General features: G+C 54.4%; 7 protein-coding genes. 5 read left to right on the top strand and 2 right to left on the bottom strand.

The genetic code is table 11. The features are described 5' to 3' along the window. From AMM48_RS12255 to AMM48_RS12235, 5 genes are all read left to right on the top strand, one after another. Window positions 1-507, top strand: coding sequence for a DUF697 domain-containing protein (locus AMM48_RS12255; RefSeq protein WP_102784268.1), 507 nt, complete (start codon window positions 1-3; stop codon window positions 505-507). A 50-nt stretch (window positions 508-557) separates the two neighbouring features. Then, window positions 558-746, top strand: a complete 189-nt coding sequence (locus tag AMM48_RS12250; RefSeq protein ID WP_240626434.1) for a hypothetical protein — start codon at window positions 558-560, stop codon at window positions 744-746. A gap of 47 nt (window positions 747-793) precedes the next feature. Beyond that, a complete protein-coding gene (locus AMM48_RS12245) occupies window positions 794-2152 on the top strand; it encodes an SPFH domain-containing protein (protein WP_244271216.1) in 1359 nt (452 codons plus the stop codon). A 106-nt stretch (window positions 2153-2258) separates the two neighbouring features. After that, window positions 2259-2822, top strand: coding sequence for a DUF697 domain-containing protein (locus tag AMM48_RS12240; RefSeq protein ID WP_158246467.1), 564 nt, complete (start codon window positions 2259-2261; stop codon window positions 2820-2822). A gap of 127 nt (window positions 2823-2949) precedes the next feature. Then, window positions 2950-3726, top strand: coding sequence for a hypothetical protein (locus AMM48_RS12235; protein ID WP_102784266.1), 777 nt, complete (start codon window positions 2950-2952; stop codon window positions 3724-3726). A gap of 75 nt (window positions 3727-3801) precedes the next feature. Here AMM48_RS12235 and AMM48_RS12230 read toward each other — a convergent pair whose 3' ends face one another. Then, window positions 3802-7305, bottom strand: coding sequence for an AMP-binding protein (locus AMM48_RS12230; protein ID WP_102784265.1), 3504 nt, complete (start codon window positions 7303-7305; stop codon window positions 3802-3804). After that, the gene (locus AMM48_RS12225; RefSeq protein WP_102784264.1) at window positions 7306-24492 is read right to left on the bottom strand and encodes a hybrid non-ribosomal peptide synthetase/type I polyketide synthase; all 17187 of its coding nucleotides are present in this window, start codon (window positions 24490-24492) and stop codon (window positions 7306-7308) included. Window positions 24493-24496: the final 4 nt, after the last annotated feature.

Here is a 24496-nt window from a genome sequence, read left to right as displayed (position 1 = left end):
ATGGGCAATGCACGGTTAGAACAGTTGAAACGCAACAAGCAGAAGCGGCTTGCTGGCGGCATTGTTCGGCGTAATATGCTTTGGGCTGCGGGCACCGGCCTTATTCCCATTCCCGTTCTGGATTCGACCGCGGTGGTTGCCGTGCAGCTTAAAATGCTGGCGGAACTGAGCAGTCTTTATAATGTCGATTTTCGCAAGAGCAGTGGTCAGGCTGTCATCGCGACGATGATGACCAGTATTACCGGTGGTGTTTTAGGAAAATCGTTTTTGGCGACGGGTATTTTTTCCGGGCTGTCCAAGGCCTTGCCAGTGCTTGGCGCGTCCTTGAGCATTCTGACCATGCCGGGTTTCAATGCGGCATTTACCTATGCGCTGGGCCGTGTTTTTGTGATGCATTATGCGGCAGGCGGGACCTTGAAGGATTTCGATCCGAAACAGGCAGAGCCGTACTTTAAAGAAAAATTCAAAGAAGGCTTCACGGTCGTTAAAGACGCGAAAGCGGCATGATCGATCCAGCAGGGTAAACTCGGGCGTCGGAATCCAAAGTTATGCAATTAATGATTATCATACTTTATTTACTTGCCGCGATCGTTTGCGGTCTTTTGGGGCGTAAGACCTCGTTCGGGTTTCTGGGGCATTTCATCCTGGCGGTTGTGATTACGCCGATTGGGGACTTTTTGGTGCAGCTTGTCGCCCGTCCATCGCGCGAAGTTCGTGAAAAAATCAAAGATATCGAAGACTACTGACGTGCAATCGACTTTTCAGAAAAAAGCATACGAGAACGAGATAACGAATGGTTGATGGCACCACAATGTCCGCAAGCGGTCCCGATAGAGGGGAGGACGACGACGGGCGTCCACGCGGGATTGCCGGGCGGATCGTTTATGGGTTGCAAAGCGTTGTAAAGCGCTATCAGACCAGTTTTCTGATCACGATCTTTTTCGTCCTGATTGGGATGATCGCGCTGGCGCCGCAGATCTTTATCACCATTCCGTCAGGGCATGTCGGGGTCATGTGGTATCGATTCTTTGGCGGGACAGTTGTCGAACGGAGCTACGGCGAAGGCGTTCAGCTGATCTTCCCATGGGATAAAATGTTTATTTACGATGCACGTTTGCAAAATCAGGCGCGCGTCTATGACACCATTTCATCCAACGGTTTGTCGATGGAAGTCGACATTGCGGTGCGTTATCGCATTAACCGTGAAGCGGCCGGGATGCTGCATAAGCTTGTGGGGCCGGATTACCCGGAAGTTCTTGTTTATCCGGAAATCGGATCGCATGCGCGTGAGTTGATTTCACGTTACACCCCTGAACAGCTTTATACCGAAACGCGTGCGTTCATTCAGGCGGAGATCCTTGAACGGATGGTCAATCAGCTTGGCTCATCCCTGGTTAATCAGAGTTTTCAGGGAAGGCTTGTGACGGTTGAAGATGTTTTGATCAGGTCGGTCAAGCTTCCGCAGCGTGTTGCCGATGCGATTGAACGCAAGGCTGAACAGTATCAGGCGATGCTGGAATATGATTTCCGTCTGGCACGCGAAGAAAAAGAAAAGCAGCGTAAGAAGATCGAGGCCGAAGGTATCCGTGAATTTCAGGATATTGTCGCCAAAACGATTACCGAGGAATATCTGCGTCTGCGCGGGATTGAAGCGACCATGTCGCTGGCGACGTCGCGCAACAGCAAGACGATTATTATCGGTGGCCGAGATGGGCTTCCGGTGATTTTGAATACAGCCGATGCGCCGAGGGCGTCGCGGGAGTCTGAGGAATCCGGTGCCGAATTGACCGGGGATCGGCAGGAAACATTGCCATCGGCGAATGACTTTAACGCACGCGGTACTGAAATCTCACCGCAGAATGCCATTTCACCGGGGCTTCGTGACCCTGATGGCAAGGGGCCGTCATCAAGCCAGGCCAAACCAAAAAATCCGAATGCCCCGGGCGGTCAGCCGACACCTGCGATGAAGCCAGACGTACCGAAAGCCGGTTCGGCAACACCAGATGTTGAAGAAGCAACCGCACCGGGCACTATGCAAAAGGTGATGGAGTCCATCGCCCCGGTTTACGATCCAAGTGGATCACGTGCCGAGGCACCGGCCGGGCGTGAGCCCGCAGCCGTGCCGGAAATGAAATCGGACTTAAAACAGTAACAACTTCTGTTTATTGCGATAAACCGTAAGTTGGGTTAAGCTGCGGATAAATTAGGTATCCGTTTTGTAACCTTGCCAGCCAACAGATAATTGCAAAGAGGCCATGATGAGCGAAGCAGATAAAGTCGACGAGACTGAAGAAGTTGCCGTAGAAGAAGAAGCTGAGCTCCGCGCTGTCGTGCGTGGGTGCATTCATCGCCATGCTGCCTATGCGGCGGTTGGCGGGCTTGTTCCAATTCCTTTCCTTGAGATGGCAGCAAGCAGCACCATCCAGCTTCGCATGGTTGCGAAACTGTGTGATGCGTATGGTGTGCCGTTCTCGGAAAATGCGATCAAAAGTTCGATCGCAACACTGGTGGCAACGGTATTGCCGGTGACGGGGGTCGGCTATGCGACGGCACGCCTGATCCGTCGTGTTCCGGTTGTCGGGACGATCTTTGGTGTTGTGGCGATGCCGACCTTTGCCGCGGCCTGCACCTATGCGCTGGGGCGTGTCTTTGCATGGCACTTTGCCAAGGGCGGGACGGTTGCCGACTTTGACGCGGATGAAGCATCTGAAAAATTCAAGGACGAGTTTGCCGAAGGCAAGCGCAAAGCGTCGGAATTTGTTAAGGGCGGCAGTAAGACGACAGCGAAACCTGCTGGTAATGCGTCGACAGCCAAAGCGTAATCGGGTTTTCGAACCAGATTGCCGATATCTTTTCAGGAATGCCCAAAGCATGCTTTGGGCATTCCTTTTGTTTGTGGGGCAGGGTACTTTGCCCCATCTACCCGCCCCGCTATGATGAGGCCGCGACGTGACTGCGTCTGATGCCGTGAAACTGCAATCGTTTGACCTGCTGCGCCCCACACAGTCGGGCAGCTTTGACGCGGATAAAATCCTGCGTGCGACGCTGGCGGTGATTGATCTTGACGTGCTGACGCCAGCAGATCGCGCCGGGTTGATCTCGTCATCTTTTCACATGCGCGAAACAGATCGGCACGAAACTTTTAAACATGCCCGCCGCCGCGATAGCTTTGTGGCAGGTCGGTTGGCGGCCAAGCTGGCGTTACGCCAACACTGTCCGGATGTGGATCCATCCGGTGTTTCGGTGGAAAACGGCGTATTTGATCAACCAATAATGATCAGTGAAAATGGGAAATGTGATATCGCGCAACTGGGCGTATCAATTTCACATTCGCAAAGCTATGGCGCCGCACTGATTTTTCATCGTGCCCATCCGATGGGGATTGATGTTGATGTGCCGTCACAAGAGGATGTTGGGCCCGTACTTGCGGGGCTTGAACCGAAAACCCGTGCGCAGTGTGACAGGCTAGCCTTATCCGATTTTCGGGCGGCCAGTTTGCTTTGGGTGGCGCGGGAAAGTCTGGCAAAGACATTGACGACCGCGATGATGAGCCCGCTTGCGCTTTATACCCCATCAGAGATTACGCAGAAGGACGCCTGTTTCATCCTGCGATATGAAAATTTTGGGCAGTATCAAACCCATGTCTGGCCAGGGGCAAAAGCCTGGCTTGCCCTGACCATGCCCGCCCGGACCGAGTTTGAAGGTGCTGGTCCAAGCTGGTGGTAAGTTCCAGGTAACACAGGTACTTTGAACAAGGGTGCTACGCCTTGATCAATTCTGGTTTGGGTGTGATTGCACTCTTCAGATGGTCCGTTCGATTTGTGCGTGCATGGCTTGCGCGACATGGCTGATGTCGGGGCCCGTAATCATGGTGCCATGTGTTCCCGGCACCATGGACAGCTTCAGGTTTTCGGCGGTAAATTTGCGCCAGCCATTAAAGTCATCCCCCTCGATAAACGGGGCACCGCGGACAATGGTTTCCGGACGGATCAGCAGGATATCGATATCGTCGATTTTCGGCGGAATGTAATGCACGGCCGCAAGGGCGTTGTTTTGGAAAACAGCGAGCAGGCGGCGCATGGTATCGCGGTCGGCTTCCTGGGGCAGAAGATCGGATTTTTTGCCGTGTTCAAGCAGATAATCGATACGTTCTTCGGGTGTTAGTGGCCGCAGGTCTTCGGCCTGAACAATGCCAAGTTCGCCAAAGATATCAGCAAGATATTCAGCTTCGTCCTTACGCAGCATTTCGCGCACGGAATCGGGAACGGCGATGGCATCAAGCAGGCTGATGCTGCGCACATCAACGCCGGCTTGCGCCAAGCGGTATCCGGCCTCAAAGGCCAGCAATCCGCCAAAGCTCCAACCCGTGACGCGTATCGGTCCGGTTGGAACGGCTTCACGTATGGCCGGAAGGTAGGATGCGACCATTTCCTCGACGGTGGCGTTCAGGCCCTGTCCTTCGTCAAGGCCACGTGATTCAACCATATAGACCGGTTGTTGCGGGCCAAGGGCGCGGGCGAGTTCCTGATAACACAGGATGTTGCCGCCAACCGGATGGAAGCAAACCATTGGAATGTCTTTGCCTTCGGGGTTGACCGAGACAATCGGGTTTTTGGCCTTGTCATCGCGCCGACGGGCTTCAATACGGGCGGCAAGTTTCCCAACAGTTGCGCCGCTAAACAAATCGCTGAGTGGGATTTTGACATCAACCGATTGAGTGAGTTTGGACAGGAATTGAACTGCAAGAACACTGTGGCCGCCAAGCTCGAAGAAATCGGCATTGGCATCATCGACCGAACAATCAAGCACATCGCCCATCAGCGCGGCGACGGTGCGTTCGAGATCGGACTGCAACGGTGCTTTTGGCTTGTCAGTCACGGCTGATTGGGTGCTCGACGGGGCCGGGAGTTTTGATTTATCGACCTTGCCGTTTGAGGTCAGCGGGATTTGATCAAGACAGATGATGTAGCCCGGAACCATATAGGGTGGTAGCGACTGTTCGAGTTGTATGCGGCAAGAGGCAATGTCAAAACCGGCATCGGTGGTGAGATAGGCGACAATATTTTCGGCCCCCTGACCCGATGCCTTGTGCAGGATCACCGTAGCGTGGCGCACCAGCGGGTGTTTGGTGATGGTGTTTTCAATTTCGGCCAGTTCAACCCGGTTGCCACGCACTTTGACTTGACCGTCTTCGCGCCCGACAAATACGATTTCGCCATCATTGCGCCGACGGCCGATATCACCACTGCGATACCAGCGCGTTCCATCGGGGCGGGTGATGAAGCTTTGATTGGTTTGAGCATCGTCATTGAGATACCCCCGCGCAACGCCAGCCCCGCCAATCAGGATTTCACCCGGAACGCCGTCAGGAAGGGGACGGTTCTTATCATCGCAGATGTTGATCGTGACACCATTGATCGGTGATCCAATCGGTGGTGGCAGGATTTGGCGGAAGTTGTTGGACGTCATGACATATTGGGCGGCTGAAACGCAGCACTCGGTTGGGCCATATGCATTGACCAGCTTAATGTCGCCATGACCGGGTAAGGCAAAAAACCGTTCGACCAAATCCGATGCAACCGGTTCACCACCAAGCACCACCATCTGTGCGGGGCAGGATTGAGCGGTTTGCTGCCAATGGTTGACCAGCAGGAAAAACAAACTTGGCGTGGCATCAAGCTGATCAATTTTGTGATCCGTAATAAAGCTATGCAGGGCTTCGGGATCGGTTCGGGTTTCGAGGCTGGGAATGTGCAGGCTGTGACCGTGCAAAAGGGCAGCAAAAATCTGAACGACCGATCCGTCAAAGGCAAAGGGTGCAACACAAGTCAGGTTCAGGCAGGTATCGGAATTATCTGCACCGATCAATTTGAGCTGCGTCTCAAGAACCGACTGGGCAAGATTGACCACCGATCCATGTTCGATCATGACCCCTTTGGGAACGCCGGTCGTGCCGCTGGTGAACAGAACGTAGGCAAGGTCCGAGGTGTTGGTGGAAATTGCCGGTGCGTCATCCGATATGGCCGTAAGACTGGAAAGGTCATGGCGCATGCGAGTGCCCGACGACGATGTAACGTCGTTATCTGGCGACAGCACAAGATCAAAGGTGTAGGGGGCCGGATCAAAGCCGGGGGCATCGATGGCGGATCGGGTCACCTTGAACCCGCCATGTTCAAAAGCCCAGTCGGTCAGGAAGGCCTCAGGGACAAACAGGTCTTCGAGGAAATCAAGGCGGGTGTCATATCCCATACCGACATTATCAGACGCAAATTGCGCGAGATCGCGAAGATAGGCATCGCGAAGGTCCGCATCCCAGATGTTGCCAAGATATATCGCGCCACCGGGGGCCAGAAGTTTGGCCGCCTTGGCCAGAACCTGACGCAGATAGCCAAAGCCTGGGAAGTTTTCAATGACACTGTTAAGGATGATCAGGTCAAAGGAGCCTTCCTCAAACACGTCTATGTCATGGGCGGCAAGCTGACGGCCCATCACATGTGTCATGCCCGAATGAATTGCCAGAGCTTCGGTGCGTTCGACATTGCGACGAGACAGGTCGGTTGCGACATAGTGCCCGACAACCGGGGCAATATGTTTCATCGTGAAACCAGATGCGCAGCCGATTTCAAGGACATTGGCATCGCTTGAAACAAGGCTGGACACCTTGGTCCGCGCATTGTTGCCAAACGCATCCATGGCCGATGGGGCAATCGGCTGACCGGTAAAGGCACTTTTCCAGCCACCCGCAAGCACGTTATCAGCCGTATCCCCGGCAAGGTGATCCCAAAGTTCGGTCGACATCAGGGAGCCGGGCATTTCGGAGATGCTGTCAATCGCATCATGATCAAGACACATGACATGTTTGACGCAATCACACCGCCACTGCATCTGATGAAGATCGCCAACATGTTTGGCATCAGCCAAAATAAGCGGGGTTACGGCATTGCGCGCAATGGCAATGCGCCGGATTAACGGAACATTGGGATCAAGGGGCACAAAGGCGTGGCCGGATTTCAAAACACCAAGAATGGCAGCAATATAATGGCGGTTGCGCCCGGTCATCACACCAATCATTGCCGCGTCGGGCAATTGTAGCCCGACGATGAAATTGGCAATCTGATTGCTTTTGCGATCAAGCAGATCGAAGGAGACGCTGTCCGCCTCGTCCTCAATCGCAATGCGGTTGGGATACTCAGACGCAATGGTCGCAAACTGTGCAACGATACTGCCAAGGGATGCCGTGGACGCAGTTTCGCCGTTGGGATTGGACGTTTCCAAACTGTCGAAGTCAAAGTCGGCGATTTTCATTTATGCATCCCTTTGGGCGTTTTTGTTCGTGTGGTTTTGTGCCGCTGCTGCGGCAAATTTTGTCAGGAAGCCAAGCCATTTCTGCATTGTTTCCGCCCCGAAAAGATCGGTGTCGTATTCCAGTGTAAAACGGGCCTGATCGCTGTCCTCGGTCAGGAACAGGATAACGTCATGCTTTGCCGTCGTGTTATCGACAAAGGCATCCATGTTGTCAGGCAGGAGACTGTCATGATCGGTATTTGCGATTGGCAGCCCGCCGCTGGTTTCATCCGTATTGGTCAGTGCGCCAAACCGCTGATATTCGAAAACGACATTCACAAGCGGCTGGCGGTTGGCGTTGCGTTTGGGTGCTACGGCGCGCACAAGTTCGTCAAACGGATAGTCCTGACGATCAAGGGCGGCGGTAACATCGCGATGGATTTCGTCAATCAATGTATCGAGTTCGGTATCGGCATCAAGTTTGACCCGGATCGGCAGAACATTGACGAAGAAACCAATCAGGCCCTCCGTTTCGGTTTTCTCGCGACCGGCAACACCCATGCCGATGACCATGTCGTCCTGTCGGGTAAGACGATACAGCATGGCGGAAAACAGCGCCATACCAACAGATGATAATGTTGCTTTGTGAGCGCGTGCCAGCGCGTGCAATCCGCGCAGGACATCATCGTCAATCATCATATGGGCATGTGCCCCGCGATAGGATTGCACAGCGGGTGCCTGATAATCTGTGGGCAGCATGATTTGGTCCGGCGCGTTTTTAAGCTTCTCACGCCAGTAGTTCGCGGCATCGGTCCAGTCTTGTTGCGACTGCCAATGGGCAAAGTCTTTATAGGTGATGGGCAAGGCCGCCAGGTCGGGCGATGTTTGAGTAAGTGCGGCCTGATACAGAACGCCCAGTTCATGGGTTAAAATACGTGATGACCAGCCATCGCCGACAATGTGGTGGGTTGCGATCAACAGCAAACATTCGTCATCAGTAATCTTGATCATGTGGGCGCGGATCAGTGGCGGGTGGTCCAGTTTGACCGGCTTTGCGGCTTCTTCGCGGGTTAGGCGCAGAGCTTCACGTGCCGGATCAGCAAGGGCCGACACATCACTGTTGATGATGTCGGGGGTCGATGTCGGGTGAACGCGCTGTTTGATAACACCGTCATGTTCTTCGAATGCGGTGCGCAGCGGTTCATGGCGATCAACAAGATTTCGAAGCGCGGTTTCCAAGATTGGACGCTGTAATGACCCGCTACAGCGCAGCACAAACAACATGCCATATGCGCCGGTATCGCCGGCCATCTGTGACAGAAGATAAAGGCGTTTCTGCGCGTGGCTGGCCGGATAAAGATCCAGTTCGGGCGCGGATGGTATTGTCGTATTTTGTGTCGTTGTGTCGGTTGTCAGCGTTTGGTCGATCAGTATTGCCAACCCGGCGATGGTTGGAGTGGCAAAGAAATCAGCCATGCTGATACGTGTGCCGGTTTTGTCGGCAAGACGGTTCACAATGCGGATCGCCAGCAAACTATGTCCACCAAGAGTAACGAAGCTGGTGGCAGGATCACTGATCGGCTTTTTGAAAACCTCGGTAAAGACGTCCGCAACGACAATTTCTGTACCAGACGGTTCCGCCGACTGGGAGCTAGAAACCTCGGTCGATGCTTTCGGTTTGGCCGCATCATGATGCCAGTGTTTCAGCGCTTCAATTGGGGTGCCAGATAGAAGGTCAATGCCGCCAATGGTCTGCGTTCCCGATTGTATCAGGCGTTCAAGGGTGGCGGCAAAGACCTGACCAAGGGCGTCGATCGATGCGCGATCAAACATGTCGGCGTAATAGTCAAAGGCGATCGTCATTTTACCCGGCAGGTCGCGTATGAAGATACCGAGATCATTTTTACAATGATGGCGGTCGACGATCACCGGTTGCGGCGCCTGATCGTTCAGGCCAGCCGCATGTGTGGTTGCTTCGTAGTTCATGTAGGAAAGTGATACTTCCGAAAGCAATGTGCGATCCGGTGACGCAGGTGGCGTGAGATCATCAAGCAATTGATCAAGGAAGTAAGCGCGGTGGCGCATGGCGCTGACATGATGTTCTTGCATGCGTGCCAGAAGGTTTGAGACGGTTTCATCGTCATCGAGGTGCATGCGCAAGGGCAGAAGCGAAACCATCATCCCGGCGAGATCGCGGAAACCGCCGGCATCGCGGGCACTGACCGGCACACTAATGACAAGATCATCGGTCTTTGCCATCCGGCCCAGCACGGTAAACCACGTTGCCATGACAAGTGTGAACATGGTGACACGGTTACGGGCAGCGAACTTGCGCGCGTTGCCAAGCAGTTCTGCGTCAACAGCGAATGATGTAATCTCACCATTGAAGGTGTGATAGGCGGGTCGCGGACGGTTTGATGGCAAGTCAAGCTTTGGCAGGTGATCAGCGTAAAGTGATTGCCAATAGTTCCGGGCCGCCGCCAGACGTTGGCGGCTGTCGTCGGTCTGGCTCCACCATGCATAGTCTTTTAACTGATATTTAAGTGGCGGCAATTCGGTGCCGGTATAAAGTCCAAAGAGTTCCCCAAGCAGACGTTCGGTGGTGAAACCATCGGCCAGCACATGGTGAATATCAAAGAACAATAATGTTTTCCCAAATTGATCTTGCAGCAACGCCCAGCGGACAGGGAATTCAGTATCAAGATCGAACGGTGCGACCAGTGCAGTGCTGGCATCTTCAAGTGATCCGGCGACGGAGCGCACGGTCAAATCCGGGAGAGCTTGATCCACGGGCAAAATTTCCATCTGCCAGCTTTCCGTGGTGCTGTCGGAAATAATCCGGGTCCGCAGAAGATCATAGCGCTCGGTCAGTTTTCTGATCGCAGTAGCAAGCTTATCAATATCGAACTGCGGACTAAGGATATAGGCATGGGGCAGGTTGAAGGCGGTTCCCATATTGCCTTTTTGGGCGGCATTTAGAACCGAGATTTGTTCGGCTGCAAGCGGATAGCGGTCAAGCGTTGGCGCGCGGCGCGGATCATCGGTCGGACCGGCAGGGGCTATTTTCGGCTCAGGTGTGAAGTGGGATGAGGCCTCGTTTAATCCTATGGCTGGTTTGGACGTCAGGTGCAATTTTTGGGCGAGCTTCTCGACGCTGGAATGTTCAAACAGGTCGGTCAGCGTGAGATTGTGCCCAAGTTCATTGGTCATGCGATCAATGATTTGCATGCCGGTAATGGAATCACCGCCGAGTGCATAGAAATCGTCATCCGGTTCAACAGCGTCATATCCAAGCGTTTCTGCCCAGATTTTACAGATGGTTGTTTTCGGATCGCTGACATCGATAGAGGTGTGGGTAAGTGCCGTTGTCGTCGGCGCGATTGAGGTGGGTTGGAAATCGGCCAGTTCGACAATGGATGCGATGTTTGGTGCGGAAAACAGGTCCGAGATGGTCAGGGAAACGCCAAGATCATTGTTCACCCGGTCTACGATTTGCATGCCGGTGATGGAGTCACCGCCAAGGGCAAAGAAATCGTCATCGTGGCTGATATGTTCATAGCCCAAGGTTTCAGCCCAGATTGACGCGATAATTTCGCTGGCCGTTTGGGCATTGGGGGCATCTACCTTCGTTTGGGTCTTGGATGCTGCTGCAATGTCATTACTGTTGGCCACAGAGGACGGCGCCTTGCGCAGGACCGCGGGATCCAGGACGGTCAACTGTGCGGTGGCATGCGAAATTGCCGAACGCCACAAGGGGATGGCGTCTTTGGGCGAAATCCATGAACCGTCTTCAAGCCGGACCTTATGGCGTGCGGCCATGCCTTGTTCGCTGAGCGCACACCAGTCGATTGTCAGCGCCGGGCGTGTGTTTGCCGCACGATAATGGGCAAGCCCATCGAGGAATGCATTTGCCGCACAATAGGCAGTTTGACCAGGGGCGCCACTGATGGCGGTCAGGCTGCCAAACATGACGAAGGCCTCGAGGGGATCATCGCGGGTTAGTTGATCAAGATTGCGCGCCCCGATTATCTTTGCCGCAAGGACGGCATCAAAATCCGCCATATCGCGCCGTGCAAGGAAGCCGCCATCAGCAATACCCGCAGCATGGACGATGGCCGTGATCGGTCCCATCCGGTTTCGGATGTTGTCAAGGGTCGTGCTGAGTAATGCGCGATCTGTGATATCGCAGGGGAGCACCGATAGCGTGATGCCCCGATCACGCAGGACCGCGATCTCGGACTTGGTGGTGTCATCAAGCATGGTTTCGCCGCGCCGGCCGAGCAAGGCCAACTGCACCTTTCCGTTCGCAGCGAATTCTTTGGCCAGTGCCATGGCAAAGCCGCCTGTACCGCCGGTGACAACGCAAACACCGTGATCTGGCCACGTGCCTACCGGGCTTTGTTGGTCGATTACCGGTGCGGCAAGGTCACGCACATGGCGCGCGCCATTGCGATAGACGGCGACTGGATCCTGTGCGGCACTGTTGGATAGTTCTGCTCCAAGATGTTCGAGGGCCTCATGGGCGGGCAGATCGACAAAGCTGATATCAAGCTGCGGTTCTTCCTTGGCAATCGCAAGGATGAGCCCCGCCACCGCCGATTGATCCGGGTTTGGCGTGATCGGATCGGAGGCAATGGTAAAGGCGCCGCTGCCAACAACAACCAACCGTAAGCGACCCTGCATGTTGTGCAGAATGGTGCGCAGGGTATCGGCGGTTCGGCGTGCGCTGTTTTCATCTGCGGACAGGGCCAATACAGCATGTGATCGCGTTGCCAGATCATCCTTGGACAAGGCGTTGGGGTGGATGTGTTTGCATCCATCGGGGAGAGGCCAGAAGTCAGTGTTGCTGATGAACAGGCTGCCCGATGGAATGGGGGCAGCGGGCAAGGGAGATTGTTGCCAAACAGTGGCAAGAAGTTCGGGGCGACCCTGCGTTTGGGCCTGCCCGGTTTTGACGAAGTTCACACCGGTGGCTAACAAAACAAGCTGACTGGTTTTGGCGTCATACAGGGCAATTTCAAAGATACCATCAGCGCGTTCTTCGCTGCAGGCATAAACGTCACCGGTTGGAATGCCGTGCAGGGTTATCTGATCAATGCCGACCGGTACATATCCGGTTCCCAGTTTCATCAAGGGCATGCTGCACGCAACATCACCAAGAGCAGGATGCAAAAGCCAGTCGTTGATATCGTGCAGATAGGCGGGCTTAAGTTGCAGGTGCTTCAGTGCGACTGTTTCGGTGCTGTCGAACTGTAGCGACAGGTTGCAATCCCAACGGTCACTGACGTTGATCGCGCCAAACTGATTGGAAAATGTTGAATTGGGCACCTTGTTAATGGCGCGAAGACGGATGTCCTCAAGCGATGATGTGGGTGGCGTTGTTATGGCACGGGTCGAATGCCAAGTGGCGGTGGCAAAGACGCGCCAAGTACCATTTTTAAGGCGTCCAGCGAGCTCAACCTTACCGTCATCGTCAAACGACAGGGTCACTTTGCCGTCTGGTAAGCTGTTTTCAACCAGTGCCGAGTGCCAGACAAGGTTGGACAGACAGACTGGTTGATGTGGCGTGGAGGAAAGGCTGGCCGCGGCCTTTGCCATCAGGGCCGGAACAGCCATACCGACCAGTGTCGGATGGCCATTGAGTTTGTGTTCGTGCAAAGGCCAGAAAGCAGGGTCATTTATGGCGATGCTAAACACACGCGCGGTTGGTGTTTCGACCGGCCCCTGCAGGATGCCTTCTGATGTGGTTTGGGGGCGTGTTTCGAAAACAGGTTTGCATGTTTTACGGACAAACGGGGCCGGGGGCAGCGAAACGCGCCGCGCCTTGGCATCGGCAGGCCATAGTAAGTTTCCACCGCTAAGGTAGCGATCAATTTGGGTTTGTGCCGTCGCCGGGTTGTTAAGTACGACCTCGCAATTGTCGTCTGTTGGGGTTTTGACACTGCTTGGTGCTTCAATCCCGGTGGCCAGTCCAAGCAAATGATCAAGAAGCTCTGTACGGGTTTGTGCGATAAAGGCAAAGCGATGTTTTAGCGCATCACGCCCGGATGCGAGTATCAGGGCAATGTCACAAAGGGCCAATGACGGATCGTTGCTGATACGGTGATGAAGGTTTGCGGCATATTGGCGCAGGGCATCAACGCTACCCGCCGACAGGGCAAAGACAAACACCGTATCGGGTTTGAATTCTGATTGCGGACGGTTCGTCCGCTCTGGTGCGGTTTCGATCACTATATGGGCGTTAATGCCACTGAGCCCGAACGAACTGATGCCAGCCCGGCGCGCAGTACCCTGATCGGGAAGTTTCACGCGTTTTTGCGCGACCTGAACCGGGGCACGGTCAAAATTGATCTTGGGATTTGGGGTTTCAAAATAGGGTTGTGGTGGGGCTTGATCATGGCGCAGCGCCATAATGGCGCGGGCCAGACCAAGTGCGCCTGCGGTGCCATCAAGATGACCATAATTGCCCTTGCCTGATCCGATAAAGGCGAGAGCTTTTTGGCCTGATATTCCCGCAAAGGCGCGTGTCAGGCCATCAATCTCAATCGGGTCACCAAGGGATGTGCCGGTTCCGTGGGCTTCGAAATACGACACACTGGCAAGATCAATGTCGGCGGAACGTGCCGCGTCCTTGATAACTTCGGCCTGCATCACCGGGTTGGGGGCGGCCGCACCGCTTGAGGTGCCATCCTGATTGACCGCACTGCCGCGAATAACCGCGTGAATAGGGTCGCCGTCCTTCAGTGCGTTGCTAAGCGGCTTGAGCACAAAGATAACGCTGCCTTCGCCCATGCCAGTACCGTCGGCCTCAGCATCAAAGGCACGGGTGCGGGCGGTGGAAGAGTCAATGGTAAAGCCGTTATCGGCATCCGGCGGACAGGGCAGGAGTTTGGCCCCACCGGCAATGGCCACCGTGCAACTGCCATTGCGCAGGTTCTGACAAGCGTGATGGACAGCAACCAGTGAAGACGAACAGGCGGTATCAATGACATTGGCCGGACCGTGCCAATCCTTTAAGAACGACAGGCGCGTGACAATGTTTGACGGCACGTTCAATGCAAAGGCCTGTTCGGCCTTGGCGGGCGGGATGCGATCCATGGCCATACGCCAAACTGGATTGGTGCCGCCCCCGGAAAATACACCGACCTTTTGGCCCTTAAGCGCATTGCCGCCATAGCCGGCATCTTCCATCGCCATCAAGGCGGTTTCGATAAACAGGCGTTGATCGGGATCAAGCAGCCCGGCATCTATTGGGGCAAGACGGAAGCGTTGCGCATCAAATTCAAACAGGGTGTCGAGATAGGCGACTTCGCGGAAGCGTGCCGGGACGGGTTTGCCGATTGCGGTATAGAGTTCGCGTGAATCTGCTTCGCGGGCGGCGGGCAATGGACGGACAAGATCAAGCCCAGCGGCGACATCGGTCCAGAATTTTTCTGGCGTGTCTGCACCGGCAACCTGAAGCGCCATGCCAATTACTGCAATCGGTTCATCATTGGCAAGAATGGCACTTTCGGATTTGGTCAATCCGCTGTCGGTCGTGATGTTTGCATCACGGGTAAGCAGATCGGCCTGACCGGCAATCGACGGATTGGCAAACAGATCGACAATCGCGATTTTGCCGGGCCAGCGGGCCTCAATTTTTTCAAACAGACGAAGTAGCAACAGCGAGTTACCACCAACGTCAAAGAACCCGTCGTTACGGTCCGGGGTCACGTCGGGCAGAACTTCTGCCCACAACTGCGTAATGTCGGCTTCGATGGTGCGGGTTGCAGCCTGGGTCTTTTGGGCGGGCTGCGCAGCAGATTTTGCAGGTGCGGTGCTTTTGGCCAAATTGGCGCGAATCGGTTTGCCGGCAAGAGCCTTACGGTCAACCTTTCCACTGCTGGTCAGAGGCAGATGATCAATCGCAAAGAACCGCGCGGGGATCATATATTCGGGTAGGTTCTTGCGCAGGTGTTCGCGCAATTTTGCAACGTCAAGATCCGGCGTGCCCAGGACAAACGCATGCAGTTCATCAAGGCCCGCGACCTTGACCGCCTTGATCGGTGCGCGTTCTATATTCGGGTGGCTTTCAAGGGCGGCTTCGACTTCGCCGCACTCGATCCGGTATCCGCGAATTTTGACCTGATGATCAATGCGGCCCAGATATTCGACGGTGCCATCACGGCGCCAGCGCCCCAGATCGCCGGTGCGATACAGGCGGCTTCCCGGTGATGCCGGATCGCTCGGGAATTTTTCTGCACTCAGTTCAGGGCGGTTACGGTATCGAAGTGCGATTTGCGGACCGCCCAGAATGATTTCACCGGCAACCCCGATGGGGAGTGGTTTGAAATCGCCCGACAGAATATGCACCGTGGTATTGGCAATCGGCTTGCCAATCGGAACGACACTGCCTGTTTGATGGGGCGAACATGCCTGCCAGGTGACATCAACCGTGGCCTCTGTCGGGCCATAAAGGTTGTGAAGTTCGGTGCCGAATTTATCGAATAGCAAAGCGTTGAACCGTTGCACAACAGCCGCATCAAGGGCCTCGCCACTGGCGAAAACACGCCTGAGCGTTGCCAGCTTTTCGATATCAACCATACCGCTTTCGATAGCGAACAGGAACGTTGCCAGCATCGACGGCACGAAGTGCATTGTTGTTACACGGTTTTCGCAAATGGCATCGGCAATTTGCCGGGGGTCGCGTTCAGCACCGGGGGCGGGTAAGACAACTTGCGCGCCAGTCCATGACCACCAGAAAAGTTCCCAGACCGATACATCAAAGGTGATCGGTGTTTTTTGCAAGATCACATCATCGGGACCCAGCGGGAAGGCATCCTGCATCCAAAGGATACGGTTCAGCACGCCGCGATGGGCGATCTCGACCCCCTTGGGGCGGCCGGTCGAGCCGGATGTAAATAAGACATAGGCCAGATCATCCGGGCCGCTTGTCAGGGCGGGAACATCGGCATCCTCATGACCATCAAGAACAATGGTCTTGGCCGGGTCAAACAGATCGGTCAGATCGGGCGTTGTGATTACGAACCCGTCGCCAAGATCATCAAGCATGTCTTTGCGGCGTTGTTCGGGATGATCGGGGTCAAGCGGGCTATAGGCCGCACCGGCCAGAAGAATACCGTGAATGGCGGCCAGCATGTTAACCGAACGGCGCACCGCAACGCCGACGACATCGCCGGGTTTGATTGATTTACCACGCAGTATTTCGGCGATCCCGGCTGCACGTCGGGCAAACTGTTGGTAACTGAGCGCGTCAGTGTCGTCGCGAACGGCGATGGTATCGGGCGTTGCTGCGACCTGATCAAGGAACGGTTCGGAAATGCTGCGATCTATCGGCAGGTGTTTTTGGGTGGCATTGAACTGGTCAATTTGGGCACGTTCAGCATCAGGCAGGATCGACAGAGCTGATAGCGGCGCATTTACCATTCCAGACAGAGCAGCATGGCACAGCGTTTCCAGCCGTTTGACAAAGGCGACGATCGTTGCCCGATCAAACAGGGCGGTATCAAACTCGATATGGCCGGAAAGCTTTGCATTTTTGCGGAAAAAATAGAAACCCAGATCAAATTTGGCAAAGGGGAATTCGGTTTCGCGCAACGAGATTTCCATGTCGCCAAAGGTGCGGATTTCGGGCATGTCGTCCTGCCAGGCAACCAGCATGTCAAACAGCGGATTGCGCGACAAATCACGCGGCGCATTGACGGCATTGACGACGTCCTCAAACGGTACAGCCTGATCGGACAGGGCCTGCATGATGGTTTTTGTGGTGGTCGTTAGATGGGCGTCAAACAGTGCATCCGGATCGACCTTCTGGCGAAGAACGACCGTATTGACGAAGAAGCCAATGACATTGTCCAGCGACGCATTATCCCGCCCGGCGACCAGCATACCCATCGGGATATCGGTCTGCCCGCAGTGACGATAAAGCAGAACCTGTGTGAGGGCGGTCAGGATGCTAAACGCAGTTGTGCCAAAGCGCTCGGCGGCTTGGTCAATCAGTTGCGATGTCGTGTTGCTAAATGTGACGGCCTGAAAATCACCGGCAAAGCGCCGTTCGGCCGGACGTGGATAATCTGTTGGCAGGTTTAAGGGTTCTGCCAGCGGAAGAAGGCGATCTTTGCAGCGCGTCAGGGCCGCTTTGCCGGCGTCCTTTGCGAGATAGGCGCGTTGCCAGCTTACGAAATCTTCATAGTGATGGGTGATCGGGGGCAGTGACGGCGTGCCGCCATTCAGTTCAGCTTGGTAAAACGCGGACAATTCGCCCAGCAATATCGGCATCGACCAGCCATCACATATGGCGTGATGCAGCGATATCATCAACAGGTGATGATCCGGGCCCTGCGTGATCAGATCAGCACGTGCCAGTGGCTGATCCTCAAGATCAAATGGGCGGGCGGTTTCGGCTGCGACAAAGTTGTTGGCCGTTGCTTCATCCATATGATGATGGCGCAACACCCACGATCCAGACGGTGCAAGAACCTGAACAACGCCGTCCGGGTGGTCTGGGTCGGATGTAAAGCGTAAACGCAAAGCATGCTGGCGGTCTTCAAGGTGGTGGAGTGCACGCTGTAACGCGGATACATCGACTTTGCCGGTCAACTCAAACGTGATCGGCACCGAATAAACGGCCAGTTCGGGCTGCATGCGTTGCAAGACCCACAAGCGCGCCTGTCCACTGGAAAGGGCAAAGCGGTCTGCTTTTGTCCGGGGCAGGATTTCCTGTGCGGGCGCATGCTTTCCATCCCCGACCAGTGTGGCGATATTTGCGACCGTGCGTGCGGTAAAGATGTCTTGAATTTTCGGGCGCTGGCCTGTTTGGGTTTCGATCATGCCAGCAAGACGCATGGCAAGAAGACTATGACCACCAAGGGCAAAGAAATCAGACGATGGCGTGATTTCCTTGCCGGGGAACAGTGTTTCAAAATGGCCCGCGATCAGGTCTTCGGACGCAGTACTTTGCGTTTTTTCGACAGCACGAACATGATCGGCTTGGGCAATGGCCGCTTGCAGATTTTTACGGTCGACCTTGCCATTTGCGTTCACGGGAAGATGCGGGAAAACCACGAAACGTTCGGGGACCATATAGTCGGGGAAATCGCGGGCAAGGGTGGCTGCCCACGCGTCCCTGTCATCATGATCCGCGGCAATCGCGGCACCGAGAAACGCGTCTGCACCGGTACCAATCGGTAAGACACAAACGTTGCGAATGCCCGCAAGGCTTGAGAGTTTCTGTTCGATGGCTGTCAGTTCAATGCGGTGGCCGCGGATTTTGACCTGCCCATCCCGGCGCCCGCCAAATTCGATGGTGCCATCCTGGCGCCAACGTACCCGGTCCCCGGTTTTGTAAAGGCGCTCTTCGTCAATGCCATCAATCTTTACAAATGATTTTTCGGTGCGTTCGGGGGCACCGGTATAGCCAAGTGCAAGCCCGTCGCCAGCGGCATAAAGTTCACCCCAGACATCGACCGGGGCCAGTTGGCCGTCGCCATCGATAACATAGATGCGGGTATTGCCAATCGGTTTTCCAATCGGAATGTGACCTGTTCTAAGATCATTTTCAGTAATCAAATGTGTACAGGTAAATGTCGTGTTCTCGGTTGGGCCATAGCCGTTGATAAGCATGACGTCAGGACAGGCCGCGCGGACCTTGCGCAAATGGGCAGGGCTCAGGGCTTCGCCGCCGCTCATCAAACGTTTGAGTGATTTGAACGATTCTGGTGTTTCGTCGGCAATGAGGTTGAACAGGCTGGCTGTCATCCACATTGTCGTGACACCGGCATCGGCAAGCGTGGTGCTCAGTGTCGAGAGGTTAAACAGGGCCTCATTATCAAGGACATGTAAGCGCCCGCCGTTCAAAAGCGGTGCCCAGATTTCAAGTGTGGCGGCGTCAAAGCCAAGAGAAGCTGCCTGCGCTATGACGTCATGTTCATCAAATGGCAAAGCGGGATTGTTCACGACCAAGCGCGCGACGGCCCGGTTGGGCACAAGCACGCCTTTGGGGTTGCCGGTCGATCCGGACGTGAACATGACATAGGCAAGATCATCACCTGACCGTTTCGCAGGGCATTTGAATTTGGCGGTGGCCCCATTGGCCTGTACCGTTGGCAGGGGCGCAACATTAAAACGTGCAGCAAGTTCGGTCAGACGATCCTGCTCGTGGGGACTACAAAGAAGCGTATTTGCGCCGCATTCTTCCATCAAATCGGCAATTGCATTTATCGGTAGAGATTTGTCGATTGGCAGGTAGGCATTGCCATGCCAGACCAAACCTAGAATGGCGATAATCGCATCCAAGTTTCGGTCTGTCGCAAGAGCGACGGTTTGGCCGGGACTAACACCAAGCTCATCGAGTTTGGTTGCGATATCAGAAAGAAGCATACCAAGGTCGCGATAGCTGATCTTGGTTTTACCATCGCTAATTGCAATGCGATTGGCACAGGCGGGATCTTGAATGCGCAAGGCAAGTAATTCACCAAGTCCTGTGTCGCGCGGGTATTGGGAATGTGTTGCGTTAAGGTCTTCGATTAAAAACTGCCGTTCGTCACTTGGCAGAATATCAATCTGACCCAGTGGTTTATCCGGTTCTATGGCCAAGCTGCCAAGGAAGGAAAGTAAACGTTCGGCAAAGCGTTCGGCCCATTGGGGGCCATAAATCGATGTTTTATATTCAATTGCGATAAATGTTCCGGCACCGCATTTGAGCAGTGTTACCATCAGCGGGAATTTTCCCGCACCGAAATCAATATCGTTGATGTCGTCAATATCTTCGTTGATTTCGATCGTGCTGACCGCATCAAACGGCAGATCGACCGGCGCTTTTGCCGTCTGTGACAGATCTTTGATCAAACGCGATAACGGATAATCCTGCACATCGAGCATCGACAGTATTTCACGGGCGACAGTACCGACCAAGACGTTAAAGCCTGCCTGGAGGTCGACCTTAATCGCAATTGGCAACACGTTGGCAAAGCAACCGATGATCTGTTGGTTCTCCGGACCATGTCGCCCGGAAAACGGTTGCCCGAGAACCGCGACGCCATGTTCCTTGTGGCGTGCAATCACAGCCAGAATGAGTGCGTTCCAGATGGCAGTCGGCGTGGCGGTTTTAATGTGGCGCGATAGCGTCGTAAAGGCGTCAACCTGCTGGCTGCTCAGCTTCTTAAACAGGCGCGTGGAACGACCAGGATGTGTCGCATCTGACCCGCTGGGCACTGGGGCTTCCAGCAGCAACTCACTGCGTTCTTTCCAGAAGTGTTTTCCGGTTTGCCCCCGGTTACCGGCCAAATCTTCATGCCCGCGCCTTGCAATGGATTGTGCCGTTTCGGGACGGGGTTTCTCGATACCGTTTAGAGCGTCGAGAAACGCAAGTTCGAGGGTGGGGGCGGATTGTCCGTCAAAGCACATGTGATCAATGGCAAGTGCGAGGATCGGCGGATGGGAGCTATTTTGCGCAACATAGCCAACTCGGGCCAGTGGTCCGTTTTGCAAATCAAACAGGCCAATTCGGATGTCTTCAACGCGATCAAGTTCTCTGACCGAGACCGGCATAGTGGCGTGAACGCGATGCTGCAGCTGACCTTGGTGCTCGTTAAATGTGGAACGCAGGACGTCATGGCGCTCTATGACCTGTTCAATGGCGCGTTTGGCGTCTTTAAAGTCGGTGTTTTGAGGCAAGCGGAAGCTGACAATAATGTGATGGCTGTTGTCTGCTGGCTGATCGCGACGGGCCAGCCATTGCCCTTCGACTGCAGGATGGGCCGGAAACGCAGAGACGATGGGGCCGGGTTTTAGATATTCCTCGTCATTTGAGGATTGAGCCGGTTGCTGATGCGTTTCTGCGGAGCCTGTTGTTCCAGAGCTAAACGCAAGCTGTGCGCCATGTGCCCAGATGGTTGCCAGGCCATGGGTGAGTGCATCCTGTCCCCGAAGCGTTTTCTCTAATGTGCTTTCGGGCGGGGAGGCAGGTTGCAGGGCAATGCAGTGTTCGGCCTTGACCCCGTTCACCGCTGCCAGACGGGTTGCCGTCTGGCCCGGACCGCATTCAATGAACAGACCTATGGGGGCGGATGACAACAAGCTATGAATATTGTCGCCAAACCGGACACCATGACGCAAATGGCGCACCCAATAATCCGGGTTTGTCGCGTCTTCATCGGTCAGCCATTTTCCGGTCAAGTTCGACTGGAGCGGGGTTCGCGGTGGGTGCAGGGTGATGGCGGCAACTTCGTCACGGAATGACGCAAGGATGGGGTCCATCAGATCAGAATGGAAGGCGCGTGAGACCACCAGACGCTTGCCAGATTTACCCGTCGCTTTCAGATGACTTTCAAGGCGATTAATAGACGCGATATTACCTGCAACCACATGCTGGCGCGGTCCGTTTTTCGCAGCCAAAGACAGTTCTGAGCCAAATTTGGTAAGAAGATCGGTAACGTCGCCTTCGGGCATGGAAAGGGCGTACATCGCACCGGGGGCGGTTTGGCGCATGAGTTTGCCGCGCATCACAACAAGGCGCAGGGCATCTTCAAAGGACATGACGCCTGCGATGCAAGCCGCAACATATTCCCCGATACTATGTCCAGCCAAACCTGATGGTGTGACGCCATACCGCATCAACCAGGTCGCAAGTGCATACTCAAAGATAAACAAAGCCGGTTGGGCATAGTCGGTGTTGGTAAGTTGTTCTGTTTCGGCAGGCGTGGGGGCGGTCGATAAAAGCAAATCACGCAGGTCAATCGGGCCAGAAAAGCTGATAACTTCTTTACAGGCGCGATTGATCAGTTTGGCGGACTCCGGGTCCGCATCAAACAGAGCACGGGCCATCCCCGGACGTTGCGATCCTTGGCCGGGAAATAGCAAGAAGGTTTCGATTGGATCGCCCGAAAGGCTAGCGTCGATGCGCATTGGCGAATGGTTAGACGTGAGTGCGTCAATGGCTGATGCCGTATCGTGCGCGAGGATCACGGCACGTTCTCGATAAGCTGTGGCTGCTGCCAGTTCCGTCGCCAGAAGGGTGAGCTGGTTAGCTGAGCCATCATAGCTTAGTTGCGCGGAAGCATGTGCGGTAATTTCGTCGAGTTCGCTACGGGTCGGGGCGCTGAACTGCAATATGTGAATGCCATTTTGCCAGATAACCGGGATTTCTTTTGGCAAATATGGATCGGGGGCACTTGTTTCTTCTGACAAGGGGGCGTCGGTGATTGCGTTTTCATGCACCGTCTTGAAATTGGGGCAAGTTTCGCAGATACAGTCAGCGAGGGCATTGATTGATGCACACTCGGCAATCTCAAGCAGGGACATATCAATCCCGAAGAGTTCCGAAAGCTCGTACTGCACGCGGGGCAGTAGCAGTGAATGAGAACCCGCTTCGATCAGATTTTCATTCGGGCCAATATGGTCATTTTCAAGCAACACGGCCCAGATACGGGCGATGTGAGCGACGATCTGTTGTCTATCCTGTGTGATCGGCTCAGGAGTGCTTTGGTGCGTCCCGACAACGGTGTTTGTGTCTGGTGCGCCGTCGAGACCTTGACCGTTGTTAGCCAAGGTCACCTTAACATTGGGAAAGGTGCCGCAGATATAACGTGTCAGGCCGTTGATGGTCGGGTGTTCAAAAATCTCAAGCAGGGAAAGATCATGACCAACAAGTCGCGATAGGGCATATTGCGCGCGGGGCAGCAGCAGCGAATGCGCGCCAGCTTCAATCAGGTTGTCATCTGGCCCAATATCGTCATTCTGGATCAACCCGGTCCAGATGCGGGTGATGTCTGTTGCAAGTTGCTTTTCATCTTCTGATGCGAGAACCGGGACTTCATGCGCACTGGCGGACAGTTTTTCGCTATTTGGCCTGTTCTTGTTCAGACCGAGGCTTTCTTGGTCAATCGTCACAAGATTGCCAAGGGCCGCGATATCCTGATCGGGATTGGCCAAAACTGCTTTAAGAAGCTGTTCAAATTGATCTGCAATTTGTCTGACGGCAGGTTCATCAATGCGATTGGCATCAAATTGCCAGATCAGTTCTGCTCTTGATTGCGTGGGGGATATTGCTTCGCTGAAGAATGCCAGACTTAGGTCATTGGCCGGGCCAACCTGAATGTTGATGCGTCGGGTTAAAAGGCCGGAAAATACAATCGGTGTTGCAGAATCAAGACTGTTGAAATTAGCACCTGACGCCGAAAGGCTTTTTGCGCCAATACTGGCCATCCGTAAACGCAGCGGGGTTATGCGGGCATGGCGCACGTCTCGGCGGGATGTGGCAAAGATGTTTTTTCCCAGTTCCGATATACTTTTGTGTTTGCTTAAATTTGTATCGTAGGGGGCGACGCATGTGAATGTGCCGGGTGTGTTTCGCTCAGCCTTACCAAGCCGATTGAGCATCGGCATATTCCAGACCGGATGATTTTGATGTGTAATCCGTCCGAGCAGGATGGCAAAAAGGCTCGTTGTCATCGCGGTTGCTGACATGCCACATGCGCGTGATACGCTTTGTAATGACTTTAGCGTCGCGTCATCAAGAGTGTCGGTAAATTGAGCACTTTTTTGTGCTTCTCCAACCGGGTGGGCCGAGAAAGTGGATGGCGGTCTGTCGGGGGTCAGGCGTTCGCGCCAATAGACCAGATCATTCTGATATGCAGGCCCATCAGAATAGGCAGCGTCGGCTTTAACAAACGCGCGGTAGGAATGGAATGGGCATTCGGGAATATCGGTTTTTGCGCTTAGCGCGTTATAGATCGATGCTGTCCGTTCGGCGATCAAGTGACCCGCGTATCCATCACACACAAGATGGTGATAAACACGGACCCACCAGAAAAGGTCTTCGCTTAGCTGCAGGACCTGATGACGACAGTTCTCGCCAACCTCAAATGCAAGAGGGCGGGTTTGAAGGGCTTTGGCTTTGACGAAGGCGGCTGCCTTTGGATCGTCCTCAGAGTGCAGATCAATGACACCAAAGTCTGTTGGTCGGCATTCATCAACAAAGAACTGAGTGACCTCGCCTTGATGACTTGAAAAATGCAGGCGCAGGGCATCATTTTCCCCGTCACACTGGACAATGGCCCGGTGCAAAAGGTCTATATCGAGTTTTCCACCGAACTCAATAACATTACAGATATTATATTGTACGGGATCACGGCCTTTGGCCAGATCCAGCCAAATAGCTGCTTGTGGCGATGTAAGAGGATAATGGTCCTTATCCTTCCCAGCCATCATATTT

This window comes from Thalassospira sp. GB04J01 (assembly GCF_000751115.1).
GTDB lineage: Bacteria > Pseudomonadota > Alphaproteobacteria > Rhodospirillales > Thalassospiraceae > Thalassospira > Thalassospira lucentensis.
The sequence above is the reverse complement of the archived record's forward strand: the minus strand, read 5'-3'. Positions and strand labels throughout refer to the sequence as shown.

What these genes read in the sequence shown, in the direction of transcription:
- AMM48_RS12245 (WP_244271216.1), top strand. Translation starts at nt 794, where the DNA reads ATGGTTGATGGCACCACAATGTCCGCAAGCGGTCCCGATAGAGGGGAG.
- AMM48_RS12250 (WP_240626434.1), top strand. Translation starts at nt 558, where the DNA reads ATGATTATCATACTTTATTTACTTGCCGCGATCGTTTGCGGTCTTTTG.
- AMM48_RS12240 (WP_158246467.1), top strand. Translation starts at nt 2,259, where the DNA reads ATGAGCGAAGCAGATAAAGTCGACGAGACTGAAGAAGTTGCCGTAGAA.
- AMM48_RS12255 (WP_102784268.1), top strand. Translation starts at nt 1, where the DNA reads ATGGGCAATGCACGGTTAGAACAGTTGAAACGCAACAAGCAGAAGCGG.
- AMM48_RS12225 (WP_102784264.1), bottom strand. Translation starts at nt 24,492, where the DNA reads ATGATGGCTGGGAAGGATAAGGACCATTATCCTCTTACATCGCCACAA.
- AMM48_RS12230 (WP_102784265.1), bottom strand. Translation starts at nt 7,305, where the DNA reads ATGAAAATCGCCGACTTTGACTTCGACAGTTTGGAAACGTCCAATCCC.